Raw genomic sequence first — 12,303 nt, forward strand, 5'->3', positions numbered from 1 at the left:
GGAGGGTCACCGCTCCGGCTACCCCGCCGGCTCCAACGTCCACCACTGGAAGGGGGAGTCGGTGTCCTCCCACTGCTGAACCGTGCCCCCGGCCTCGGTGGAGCGGTCCGCGACCTCCATGACCAGCCCGCTGATGAAACTCACCAGCGTCACCGTTCCGGGGGCCTCCGGGTGCTGCTCGATCAGCCACTCCTGGGCGCCGAAGTTGTTGGCCTTCCACTGCTGGATCCGGGTGCCGTTCACCGTGTCGGCATTGGCCACGTCCAGCCGCTTCCCGCTGTGCTCGTTGACCAGGTGGAAGAGGGCCGCGCCCTCGTGCACCGGGGACAGCCGCCACACCTGCGCCGCCGTCCCGTCGTCCTTCCCCTGCTGGACCCGGGCCCCGCTGCCCTTGGCCGCGCCGTACACCTCCAGCACCAGCCCGCTGCCGACGTTGCGCAGACGGTACGGGCCCGCCTCGACGACGGGCGCGAGTTCGCCGCTCATGTTCCTGGTCTCCCCGGTTGACGTGTGCACTGCCGCCGGGCCGTCACGCGGCCGACGACGGCGCCCCTGCCGTGATCACGGCAGGGGCGCCGGACTGCCGGACGCGCTCAGGCGCCGACGTGGAACTCCGCCGGGTCGGGGCCGAGCCGCTTGCCCTCGTCCAGGGCCGCGAAGGCGGCGAGGTCGTCGGCGTCCAGCTCGAAGCCGAACACGTCGAGGTTCTCCTCGATCCGCGACGGGGTCACGGACTTCGGGATCACGATGTTGCCGGTCTGCAGGTGCCAGCGCAGCACCGCCTGGGCCGGGGTGCGGTCGTGCTTCTGGGCGATGGCGACGACCGTCGGCACCTCCAGCAGGCCCTTGCCCTGGCCCAGCGGCGACCACGCCTCGGTGGCGATGCCGTGATCGGCGTGGAAGGCGCGGGACTCGGCCTGCTGGAGCTGCGGGTGCAGCTCGATCTGGTTGACAGCTGGGACCACGGACGTCTCGGCGAGCAGCCGCTTCAGGTGCTCGGGGTGGAAGTTCGACACGCCGATGGCCTTCGCGCGGCCGTCGGCGAGGATCTTCTCGAACGCCTTGTACGTGTCGGTGTACGCGTCCTTCGCCGGGACCGGCCAGTGGATCAGGTACAGGTCGACGTAGTCGAGGCCGAGCTTGTCCAGCGAGGCGTCGAAGGCGCGCAGCGTGCTGTCGTGGCCCTGGTCGCTGTTCCACAGCTTCGTGGTGACGAACAGCTCCTCGCGGGCGACGCCGGACGCGGCGATGGCCTTGCCGGTGCCCGTCTCGTTCTCGTAGACCGCGGCGGTGTCGATGCTCCGGTACCCGGTCTCGATGGCCGTGGCGACCACCTTCTCCGCCTCGTCGTCCGGCACCTGCCAGACACCGAAACCGAGCTGCGGCATGTCGAGGCCGTTGTTGAGGGTGATGGAGGGGACCTGGCTCACGAGCGGTCGATCCTAACGTCGTCGGTTGATAACTCCCCACGACAACGACCGGGCGGGCCGAGGCATTCCCACGGCCCGGGGTCAGTGGTACAGGGCGTCGACCTCGACCGCGTACGCCGTCTCGATCGCCTTCCGCTTCAGCTTCAGCGACGGTGTCAGCAGCCCCAGTTCCTCGGTGAACGGATGGGCCAGGATCCGGAACGTACGGATGGACTCGGCCTGGGACACCGCCGTGTTGGCGGCCACCACCGCCCGGCGGACCTCCATCTCCAGGTCCGGGTCCCGCACCAGGTCGGCCGGGCCGAGCGGGGTGCGGCCCTGCATCGACAGCCAGTGGTCCACGGACTCCTGGTCGACGGTGACGAGCGCCGCGATGTAGGGGCGGTCGTTGCCGACGACGATGCACTGCGCCACCAGCGGGTGCGCCCGTACGCGCTCCTCCAGACCGGTCGGGGAGACGCTCTTGCCGCCGGACGTCACCAGGATCTCCTTCTTCCGCCCGGTGATCGTCAGATAGCCGTCCTCGTCCAGCGCACCGAGGTCCCCGGTCGCCAGCCAGCCGTCCCGCAGCACCGCCCGGGTGGCCTCGGGGTTGCCCAGATAGCCGGAGAACACGTTCGGCCCGTGCACCCACACCTCGCCGTCGTCCGCGATGTGCACCGACGTCCCCGGAATCGGCTGCCCGACCGTCCCGTAGCGGGTGCGCTCGGGCGGATTCGCCGTCGCCGCCGCGGTCGACTCGGTGAGCCCGTACCCCTCGAACACCGTCACCCCGGCGCCGGCGAAGAACAGCCCGAGCCGGCGGTCCATGCCGGAGCCGCCCGACATCGCGTGCCGCACCCGGCCGCCCATCGCGTCGCGGACCTTCTTGTACACGACCTTGTCGAAGAACTGGTGCTGTATCCGCAGCGCGGCCGAGGGGCCGGGACCGTCCCCGAACGCCTTCAGTTCCAGGGCCTCGGCGTACTTCACCGCGATGTCGACGGCCTTGTCGAACGGCCCGGCCCGGCCCTCCGCCTCGGCCTTGCGCCGGGCCCCGTTGAGCACCTTCTCGAAGATGTACGGCACCGCCAGGATGAACGTCGGCCGGAACGTCACCAGGTCGGGCATCAGCGCGTTCGCGGACAGCTCCGGCTGGTGGCCGAGCTTGACCCGGCCACGGATCGCGGCGATCTCGACCATCCGCCCGAAGACATGGGCCAGCGGCAGGAAGAGGAGGGTGGCCGCCTCGTCGCCCGGCTTGGAATGGAACACCGGCTCCCAGCGCGAGACCATCGTGTCGCTCTCGAACATGAAGCTCGCGTGGGTGATCACACACCCCTTGGGGCGGCCCGTCGTCCCCGAGGTGTAGATGACGGTCGCCACGGAGTCGGGCGTCACCGCGCGCCGGTGCCGCTGCACCACCTCGTCGTCGATCCCCGCGCCCGCCCCGAGCAGCTCGTCCACCGCTCCGGCGTCCAGCTGCCACAGCCGCTTCAGATGCGGCAGCCGGTCGATCACCGACCCGACGGTCATCGCGTGGTCCTCGTGCTCGACCATCACCGCCACCACCTCGGCGTCGTGCAGCATCCACAGGACCTGCTCGGCGGAGGAGGTCGGGTAGATCGGCACCGACTGGGCCCCGACGGTCCAGAGCGCGAAGTCGAAGAGCGTCCACTCGTACCGCGTACGGGACATCAGGGCGACCCGGTCGCCGAACCGCACTCCGTGCGCGATCAGCCCTTTGGCGAGGGCCAGCACGGCATCGCGGAAGTCCCCGGCGGTCACATCACGCCACTGGCCCCGGGCGTCCTTGCGGCCGAGCGCGACGCGGTGCGGGTCGTCCTCCGCGTAGTCGAAGACCACATCGGCCAGACCGCCGACTTGAGGCGCCGCCGCCATGGGTGGGACAGTGAAATCGCGCAATGACATGCTCCTCGTGGCGCTCCGCACAGCGCCGCGACGCTACCCCAAGCGGGGGCCCGGCGGGAGAGGTCCGAAACCTCCGTACGCGTGGCCGTCGACACAGGTCAACCGTCGAAATCCGGCCAGATGGGCAAGGCTCGGGCGCACGGCCGGTCCAGTTCTGACCGAGGGGTAAGCGGCTCGCGCCGGAATCTCCACCGAATCCGACCGCGGCGACCACTGCGCCACCCCCGCCACCGGGACCGCCCCGACCACTCCGACCACCGACCCACAGCGACCGGCGTGCCACCGCGCCCACCAAAGGCCCGGACAGCGGCTAAGGCGCCTCCCCGCCACCCGTCCCGCGGTGCAGCCGGTCGCCGCCCGTCAGGATCGCCGAGGCCAGCGCGCCGGCCGCCTCCTGGGCCGCGCCCCGCCGGTCCCCGTGCAGCAGGACGAAGTCGACTCCGCCGAGCTCCGGCAGCCCTGCTCTGGCCGGAACCGGCACGAGCCCCGGCGGGACCATCCCCCGGGAGTGCGCCATCACCCCCAGGCCCGCCCGCGCCGCCGCGACCAGACCGCTCAGGCTCGTGCTCGTGCAGGCGATCCGCCAGGCCCGCCCGTGCTCCTCCAGCACTTCCAGGGCGCGGGCCCGGGTGATGGCCGGTGGCGGAAAGACGACCAGCGGTACGGGGCGCTCCGGATCGAGGCGCACCTGTGGCGCCCCGATCCAGTCGAGCGCGTCCTGCCACATCAGCTCGCCGTGGGTGTCCCCGGTCCGCCGCTTGGCCAGCACCAGATCCAGCCGGCCCGCCGCGAGCTGCCGGTGCAGCGTCCCGGACAGCTCAACGGTCAGCTGGAGCTCTACCTCCGGATGGTCGCGGCGGAAGGACTCCAGGATCTCGGGGAGCCGGGTCAGCACGAAGTCCTCCGAGGCTCCGAACCGCAGCCGCCCGCGCAGCCGGGTCCCCGCGAAGAACGCCGCCGCCCGCTCGTGGGCCGCCAGGATCGACCCCGCGAAGCCGAGCATCGCCTCGCCGTCGTCCGTGAGATCGACGCGATGGGTGTCCCGGGCGAACAACTGCCGCCCGACCGCCTCCTCCAGCCGCCGGACGTGCTGGCTGACCGTGGACTGACGGATCCCGAGCCTGCGTGCGGCCTGCGTGAAGCTCAGCGTCTGGGCGACGGCGAGGAAGGTACGCAGCTGGGCGGGGTCGTACGTGGCGTCCGGCCGGTGCGCGTTCATGGAGTGCGCGTTCATAGGGTGCACGTTATCGAGAACCGTGATGACAGTCAGAGCGGTATGCCCGATGCCCGATGGCGCCGTACAGGAGCAGGATGGACGCCGAAACGGATCGCCTACCTCCGGAGCACCCCCGCACATGTCCCGCCGTATCCCGCGACTGCCGTCCTGGCTGCCGGTCGACGCCTACCTCCTGGCGCTCGCCGCCACCGTGGCCCTCGCGGCGCTGCTGCCCGCCCGGGGGACCGCCGCCGACGTGGCGGGCGGGGCCTCCACCGGTGCGGTCGCCCTGCTGTTCTTCCTCTACGGGGCGCGGCTCTCCACCGCCGAGGCGCTCGACGGGGTCAAGCACTGGCGCCTGCACCTCACCGTCCTGGCCTGCACCTTCGTCGTCTTCCCGCTGCTGGGGCTGGCGAGCGGGGGACTGGTGCCGTACGTGCTGACGCCGGAGCTCCAGGCAGGCTTCCTCTTCCTGTGCCTGGTCCCCTCCACGATCCAGTCCTCCATCGCCTTCACCTCGATCGCCCGGGGCAACGTGCCCGCCGCGATCTGCGCCGGATCCTTCTCCAGCCTCGCCGGGATCCTCGTGACCCCGCTGCTCGCCGCACTGCTCCTCGGCTCGACCGGGGGCGGATTCTCGGCGGACTCCCTGCTGAAGATCGTGCTCCAGCTGCTCGTCCCCTTCCTCGCCGGACAGCTGCTGCGCCGCTGGGTCGGCGGCTTCCTCACCCGGCACAGGAAGGTCCTCGGCCTGGTCGACCGGGGGTCCATCCTGCTCGTCGTCTACACCGCGTTCAGCCAGGGGATGGTCGCCGGTGTCTGGCACCAGGTCACCCCGGCCCGGCTCGGCGCGCTGCTCGCCGCCGAGGCGGTCCTGCTGGCGCTGATGCTCACCCTGACCTGGTACGGGGCACGGCGGCTCGGGTTCGGCCGGGCGGACCGGATCGCCATCCAGTTCGCCGGGTCGAAGAAGAGCCTGGCGGCCGGGCTGCCGATGGCGAGCGTGATCTTCGGGGCGCACGCGAGCCTCGCCGTGCTGCCCCTGATGCTCTTCCACCAGATGCAGCTGATGGTCTGCGCGGTCATCGCCAAGCGCCGCTCGCGCGATCCCGTGGAGCCTCCGTTCCGGGACGACCCGGCGGGAGCCGCTTCCGGGCCGCTGTCGGACCGGGCGGTTACGGTGAACCGGTAGTCCGCAGCGAGGGAGAGCAGAGGCCATGAGTGACGAGAGCGGCACGCCGGCCGACGACTTTCCGCACGGAGCGGGCAACCCGGCCCGCGGCGCCCTGCGGGCGGCGGGCTATACCCGCCTCGACCAGCTCACCACCGTGACCGCGGCCGAGGTGCTGGCGCTCCACGGGGTCGGCCCGAAGGCGGTCAGGGTGCTCCGCGAGGCGCTGGCCGCGGAGGGCCTGGCCTTCGCGGGGGAGTGAGCGACGGCCCCGTACCGACTCCCCCGTCGTACGGGCGCCCCCGTCGTCCGTACGGGCGCCCCGTCTCAGCCCTGCGGGGCTGCCGCCTCCAGCGCGATCCGGTGCTCACCCGCGTACACGTTCATCGACGGTCCGCGCAGGAAGCCGACCAGCGTCAGTCCGCTCTCCGCCGCCAGGTCCACGGCCAGCGACGACGGCGCCGAGACCGCCGCGAGCACCGGGATCCCCGCCATCACGGCCTTCTGCGCCAGCTCGAACGAGGCCCGCCCCGACACCAGCAGAACGGCCCGCGACAGCGGCAGCCGGTGGTCCGTCAGCGCCCGGCCCACCAGCTTGTCGACCGCGTTGTGCCGCCCCACGTCCTCCCGTACGTCCAGCAGCTCGCCCTCCTCGGAGAACAGGGCGGCGGCGTGCAGGCCGCCCGTCCGGTCGAACACCCGCTGCGCGGCCCGCAACCGGTCCGGCAGGACGGACAGCAGCTCCGGGGTGACCCGCACCGGGGGAGCGTCGGCCACCGGGTGCCGGGTCGTGGTGCGTACCGCGTCCAGGCTGGCCTTGCCGCACAGGCCGCACGAGGACGTGGTGTATACGTTGCGCTCCAGCGTGATGTCGGGGACCTGGACTCCGGGTGCGAGCTGCACATCCACCACGTTGTAGGTGTTCACACCGTCCGCCGTCGCGCCGGCGCAGTAGACGATCGACTGCACCTCGTCCCCCTCGGCGATCACTCCCTCGCTGACCAGGAAGCCCGCGGCCAGCGCGAAGTCGTCGCCCGGCGTCCGCATGGTGATGGCCAGCGGCCGGCCGTTGAGACGGATCTCCAGGGGTTCCTCCGCCACCAGGGTGTCCGCGCGGGCGGAGACGGCACCGTCCCGGATGCGGAGGGTGCGGCGGCGTTCGGTGACCCGTCCCATAGAGCTGAACCCGATTCTGTCGTGTGCGGCTGTTCGTGCGGCTGTTTCCGTCCCGGCGCACAAGCCGAAACCGGACCCCCTCATTCTCCGGGTCATTGTCCGGCACGTGCACCGGCGTGTCGCGGCCACCGGTACAGCACGCTGACCAGGCTGTTGTCAACGCTCCAACGTGTGGGCCCGATTCCTGTGGGATCACGTGCCCCCGTACCCGGCGGTAGCGACCAAGACTGGATGTTTCCTGCCCTACCCGACGATGGGAACCCGTATGACCGGCTCACGTGTCGTGGCGCTCGGCCACTACCAGCCCGCCAAGGTGCTCACCAACGACGATCTGGCGGCCATGGTCGACACGAGCGACGAGTGGATCACCAGCCGGGTCGGTATCAAGACCCGTCACGTGGGAGGCCCAGGGGAGCCGGTGGACGAGATGGCCGCGCACGCGGCAGCCAAGGCGCTGGCCACGGCCGGTCTGGCGCCCTCGGACATCGATCTGGTCCTCGTCGCCACCTCCACCGCGATCGACCGGTCCCCGAGCATGGCGGCGCGGGTCGCGGCCCGGCTCGGCATGGGCTCGCCCGCCGTGATGGACATCAACGTGGTGTGCTCCGGCTTCACGCACGCGCTGGCCACCGCCGACCACGCGATCCGGGCCGGTGCGGCGACCCGGGCGCTGGTCATCGGCGCCGACAAGATGGCCGACATCGCGGACTGGACCGACCGCTCCACCTGCGTCCTGCTCGGCGACGGCGCGGGCGCCGCGGTCGTCACCGCCGACCCGTCCGCCCCCGACACCCCGGACGGGCCCGGCATCGGACCGGTGCTGTGGGGCTCCGTGCCGGAGATGGGCAACGCGGTCCGCATCGAGGGGACGCCGCCGCGCTTCGCGCAGGAGGGGCAGTCCGTCTACCGCTGGGCCACCACCCAGCTCCCCCCGATCGCCCGCCGGGTCTGCGAGAAGGCGGGCATCGCCCCGGAGGACCTGGGCGCGGTCGTCCTGCACCAGGCCAATCTGCGGATCATCGAGCCGGTCGCCCGCAAGATCGGCGCGGTCAACGCCGTCATCGCCCGGGACGTGGTGGACTCCGGCAACACCTCCGCCGCCTCCATCCCGATGGCGCTGTCCAAGCTGGTCGAGCGCGGCGAGGTCGCCTCGGGCGCGCCTGTCCTCCTCTTCGGCTTCGGCGGGAACCTCTCCTACGCGGGCCAGGTCATCCGCTGCCCCTGACCGCCCTCCGCGGAGCTTCGTGACCCCTCCTCGACCATCTTTGTCCTGAGTGTGGAAAAAGTTGGGGCGGATTCCTGCGCAACTTCTTCCCACTCCGGGAAAGCGCTGCTACGTTCCCCTCGAAAGCCCGACGGACTGGCCGATGTGGCGGGGAGGGACGCGTGAGACGTATGACGGCACGACCCGCGAACGCGCATCAGGCACGGCTGCTCCGGCTGCTGCGCGACGGGGGCCCCAACTCCCGTGCGCAACTGGGTGATCAGGTCGAGCTGTCGCGCTCGAAGCTCGCCGTCGAGGTGGACCGGCTGCTGGAGACCGGTCTGGTGGTGGCCGACGGACTCGCCGCGTCGCGCGGCGGGCGCCGCTCGCACAACATCCGGCTCGCCCCCGAACTGCGCTTCCTCGGCGTCGACATCGGCGCGACCTCGATAGACGTGGCCGTCACCAACGCGGAGCTGGAGGTACTGGGACACCTCAACCACCCGATGGACGTGCGCGAGGGACCCGTAGCCGTCTTCGAGCAGGTCCTGTCGCTGGCCGCCAAACTGCGGGCCTCCGGGCTCGCCGAGGGCTTCGACGGCGCGGGCATCGGGGTCCCCGGCCCCGTCCGCTTCCCCGAGGGCGTGCCGGTCGCGCCGCCGATCATGCCCGGCTGGGACGGGTTCCCGGTCCGCGAGGCGCTCAGCCAGGAGCTGGGCTGCCCCGTCATGGTCGACAACGACGTGAACCTCATGGCGATGGGGGAGCAGCACGCGGGCGTCGCCCGTTCCGTGGGCGACTTCCTCTGCGTCAAGATCGGTACGGGCATCGGCTGCGGCATCGTCGTCGGCGGTGAGGTCTACCGCGGTACGACCGGCAGCGCCGGGGACATCGGGCACATCCAGGTCGACCCGGACGGCCGGCCCTGCGCCTGCGGCAACAAGGGCTGCCTGGAGGCCCACTTCAGCGGCGCGGCCCTCGCCCGCGACGCGGAGGACGCCGCCCGGGAGGGCCGCTCACCCGAACTCGCCGTCCGGCTGGAGGCGGTGGGCCGCCTCACCGCGGCCGACGTGGCGGCCGCCGCCGCGGCCGGCGACGCCGCCGCGCTCGACCTCATCCGCGAAGGCGGCAACCGACTCGGCCAGGTCATCGCGAGCCTGGTCAGCTTCTTCAATCCCGGTCTGGTGGTGATCGGCGGCGGGGTCACCGGCCTCGGTCACAACCTCCTCGCCAGTGTCCGTACCCAGGTCTACAAGCAGTCCCTGCCCCTGGCCACCGGCAATCTCCCCATCGTGCTGGGCGAGTTGGGGCCCACCGCCGGAGTGATCGGCGCGGCCCGGCTCATCAGCGACCACCTCTTCTCACCGGCCTGACCCCAGGCCGCAGCACGCACCACGGAACCACCCCGTCAGCAGCCGTTCGCGGTGCCGCCGGCTCCACGGCACCTCCAGCCCTGCGCCCTGTCCGCTCAACCGGCCCTCCCCGGCCCCTCGGCACCGCCCGAGCAGGGGAGACCCCATTCGCCGAGGGGATTTCGTCATGGCACCAGAACCACCCCTGCTCACCATGTCCGGCATCACCAAGCTCTTCCCGGGCGTCCGCGCCCTGGACGGCGTCGACCTGGAAGTCCAGGCCGGCGAGGTCCACTGCCTCCTCGGCCAGAACGGTGCGGGCAAGTCCACCCTCATCAAGGTGCTCGCCGGAGCCCACCAGCCCAACGACGGCGAGATCACCTGGCGCGGCGAGAAGGTCCAGCTCAAGTCGCCGATCGCCGCCATGCGCCTGGGCATCGCGACCATCTACCAGGAACTCGACCTGGTCGAGGGGCTGTCGGTCGCCGAGAACGTCTTCCTCGGCCACGAGCCGACCAGCGCCGGCTTCATCGTCCGTACGGGGGAGGGGCGCACCGCCGCGAAAGCGCTGCTGGCCCGCCTCGGACACCCGGAGATCGACCCCGGCCGGCACGTCGGCGACCTCTCCGCCGCCCAGCAGCAGATCGTCTCCATGGCGCGGGCGCTCTCCCACGACGTACGGCTCATCGTGATGGACGAGCCCTCGGCCGCCCTCGACCCCGACGAGGTCGACAACCTCTTCCGTATCGTCGAGGGCCTCACCGCCGACGGGGTGGCCGTCGTCTACATCTCGCACCGCCTGGAGGAGATCCGCCGCATCGGCGACCGGGTCACCGTCATCAAGGACGGCAGGACCGTGGCCGTCGGGCTGCCCGCCGCCGACACCCCCACCCGCGACATCGTTGCCATGATGACCGGCCGCGACGTCGCCTATGTCTTCCCGCCGCGCCCCGAGGAGCCGGCTACTGCCACCGCCGAACCCGTGCTCCGGGTCCAAGGCCTGTCCCGCAAGGGCGAGTTCGCCCCCGTGGACCTCGAACTGCGCCCCGGCGAGATCGTCGGTCTGGCCGGACTCGTCGGCTCGGGGCGCTCGGAGATCCTGGAGACGATCTACGGAGCCCGCAAGGCGAGCACCGGAACCGTCACCGTCGCGGGCAAGCAGCTCCGCCCCGGCAGCGTCCGCGCCGCCGTCGCCGCGGGCATCGGTCTCGCGCCCGAGGAACGCAAGGCGCAGGCCCTGCTGATGACCGAGTCGGTCACCCGTAACGTCTCCGTCTCCTCCCTCTCCCGCTTCGCCCGGATCGGCTGGATCGACCGGGGCGGGGAGCGGAAGGCCGCGCAGAGCGCCACGCGCGAACTGCAGATGCGGCCCGACAACCCGGACGCCGCCGTCCGCACCCTCTCCGGCGGCAACCAGCAGAAGGCCGTGCTCGCCCGCTGGCTGCTGCGCGGCTGCCGGGTCCTGCTGCTGGACGAACCCACCCGTGGCGTCGACGTCGGCGCGCGCGCCGAGCTCTACGCCGTGATCCGCCGGCTGGCCGACGAAGGCCTCGCCGTTCTGCTCGTCTCCAGCGAAGTGCCCGAAGTCCTGGGCCTCGCCGACCGGGTGCTGGTCCTCCGCGAGGGCGAAGTGGTCCACACGGCCCCCGCCCAGGAGCTCGACGAGCACCGCGTACTCGACCTCGTGATGGAAGGGAGCCCGACGCCATGACACAGCCCGCCCCGTCGGCGCAGCACAACGGGCCGGACAAGGGGGCCATCGCCGCCCCCTCCGACACGCCGCCCTCGAAGTCGCGCGGTGGCAGGCCGGCTCTCGGTCTGCGGCTCGACGTCCGGATCCTGTCCCTGCTCGGCGTCCTCGCCGCGCTGGTCCTGGTCGGCGGCATCACCGAGCCGGACGCCTTCCTGGACACCGGGAACCTCCAGCTGATCCTGACCCAGGCCTCCGTGATCGGTGTCGTCACCGTCGGCATGACCTTCGTCATCATCAGCGGCGGCATCGACCTCTCCGTCGGGGCGATGGTCGCCCTCGCCTCGGTGTGGGCGACGACCCTGGCCACCCAGGAGTACGGCTTCGCGGGCATCGCGTTCACCGCGGTGATCGTGGGTCTCGCCGCAGGACTCGTGAACGGCGTCCTCATCGCGTACGGCGGCATGGTCCCGTTCATCGCGACCCTGGCCATGCTGGCGTCCGCCCGCGGACTCGCCCTCCAGATCACCGACGGCAAGACCCAGATCGTCACCGTGGACTCGGTCCTGGACCTCGGCCTGCCCGACTCCTACATCCTCGGGATCCCGCCGCTGGTCATCATGTTCGCCGTGGTCACGATCGTCGGCTGGCTGATCCTCAACCGGACCACCTTCGGCCGCCGCACGGTCGCCGTCGGCGGCAACGCGGAGGCCGCCCGGCTCGCCGGGATCGACGTCCGCCGCCAGCGCCTGTATCTCTACCTGCTGTCCGGGTTGTGCTGCGGCATCGCCGCCTTCATGCTCATCGTGCTCGCCGGCTCCGGCCAGAACACCAACGGAAACCTGTACGAGCTCGACGCCATCGCCGCCGCGATCATCGGCGGAACCCTGCTCAGCGGCGGCCGGGGCACCATCGTCGGCTCCGTCCTCGGCGTCCTGATCTTCACCACGATCACGAACATCTTCGCGCTCAACAACCTCCAGAGCGACGTCCAGCAGATCGCCAAGGGCGCCATCATCGTCGCCGCCGTCCTGGTCCAGCGCCGCACCATGCGCGGCCGGGAGACCTGAGCGGCCCGACCACCCCGGACACCCCCGGCACCGATACGAACCCCCCGCACCCGCACCTCGTAGCACCCACCGGATGAAGGGTC

11 protein-coding genes are annotated in these 12,303 nt (G+C 71.7%); 6 read left to right on the plus strand and 5 right to left on the minus strand.

Going from position 1 to position 12,303, the window contains the following annotated elements; translation table 11 throughout:
- Positions 1–18: 18 nt before the first annotated feature.
- The 4 genes from ACFWRV_RS03525 to ACFWRV_RS03540 all read right to left on the minus strand — a co-directional run bounded on the left by ACFWRV_RS03525 (position 19) and on the right by ACFWRV_RS03540 (position 4,575).
- Positions 19–486: an RICIN domain-containing protein gene (locus ACFWRV_RS03525; RefSeq protein WP_384327537.1), complete on the minus strand. Its 468-nt coding sequence runs from the start codon at positions 484–486 to the stop codon at positions 19–21.
- A 107-nt stretch (positions 487–593) separates the two neighbouring features.
- Positions 594–1,430, minus strand: a complete 837-nt coding sequence (locus ACFWRV_RS03530; RefSeq protein WP_384327541.1) for an aldo/keto reductase — start codon at positions 1,428–1,430, stop codon at positions 594–596.
- Positions 1,431–1,511: 81 nt separating this feature from the next.
- Positions 1,512–3,311 (minus strand): AMP-dependent synthetase/ligase, encoded by a 1,800-nt coding sequence (locus ACFWRV_RS03535; RefSeq protein ID WP_384327544.1) that lies wholly within the window; start codon positions 3,309–3,311, stop codon positions 1,512–1,514.
- Positions 3,312–3,651: 340 nt separating this feature from the next.
- Positions 3,652–4,575 (minus strand): LysR substrate-binding domain-containing protein, encoded by a 924-nt coding sequence (locus ACFWRV_RS03540; protein ID WP_384327547.1) that lies wholly within the window; start codon positions 4,573–4,575, stop codon positions 3,652–3,654.
- A 121-nt stretch (positions 4,576–4,696) separates the two neighbouring features.
- Between ACFWRV_RS03540 and ACFWRV_RS03545 the strand changes: the two genes are divergently transcribed.
- Complete coding sequence (locus tag ACFWRV_RS03545) at positions 4,697–5,749, plus strand: bile acid:sodium symporter family protein (protein WP_384327550.1); 1,053 nt, start codon at positions 4,697–4,699, stop codon at positions 5,747–5,749.
- Between the two features lie 25 nt (positions 5,750–5,774).
- Entirely contained in the window at positions 5,775–5,990 is a 216-nt protein-coding gene (locus tag ACFWRV_RS03550; protein ID WP_384327553.1) for a DNA-binding protein, read from the plus strand.
- Between the two features lie 65 nt (positions 5,991–6,055).
- Here ACFWRV_RS03550 and fdhD read toward each other — a convergent pair whose 3' ends face one another.
- Positions 6,056–6,904, minus strand: a complete 849-nt coding sequence (gene fdhD / locus ACFWRV_RS03555) for a formate dehydrogenase accessory sulfurtransferase FdhD (protein WP_384327556.1) — start codon at positions 6,902–6,904, stop codon at positions 6,056–6,058.
- 265 nt (positions 6,905–7,169) lie between these two features.
- On the opposite strand from fdhD, the gene ACFWRV_RS03560 reads away from it, so the two are divergent.
- The 4 genes from ACFWRV_RS03560 (at position 7,170) to ACFWRV_RS03575 (ending at position 12,220) form a co-directional block, all read left to right on the plus strand.
- Positions 7,170–8,129: a beta-ketoacyl-ACP synthase III gene (locus tag ACFWRV_RS03560; RefSeq protein ID WP_384327559.1), complete on the plus strand. Its 960-nt coding sequence runs from the start codon at positions 7,170–7,172 to the stop codon at positions 8,127–8,129.
- 170 nt (positions 8,130–8,299) lie between these two features.
- Positions 8,300–9,481, plus strand: coding sequence for an ROK family protein (locus ACFWRV_RS03565; protein WP_384327562.1), 1,182 nt, complete (start codon positions 8,300–8,302; stop codon positions 9,479–9,481).
- 166 nt (positions 9,482–9,647) lie between these two features.
- Positions 9,648–11,171, plus strand: a complete 1,524-nt coding sequence (locus ACFWRV_RS03570; protein ID WP_384327563.1) for a sugar ABC transporter ATP-binding protein — start codon at positions 9,648–9,650, stop codon at positions 11,169–11,171.
- Positions 11,168–12,220 carry an ABC transporter permease gene (locus tag ACFWRV_RS03575; RefSeq protein WP_384327566.1) on the plus strand — a complete coding sequence of 351 codons (1,053 nt, stop codon included), beginning with the start codon at positions 11,168–11,170 and terminating at the stop codon, positions 12,218–12,220. The genes ACFWRV_RS03570 and ACFWRV_RS03575 overlap by 4 nt, the downstream gene beginning before the upstream one ends.
- The last annotated feature ends 83 nt before the right edge of the window (positions 12,221–12,303 follow it).

Source organism: Streptomyces sp. NPDC058576 (assembly GCF_042718715.1).
Lineage (GTDB): Bacteria > Actinomycetota > Actinomycetes > Streptomycetales > Streptomycetaceae > Streptomyces.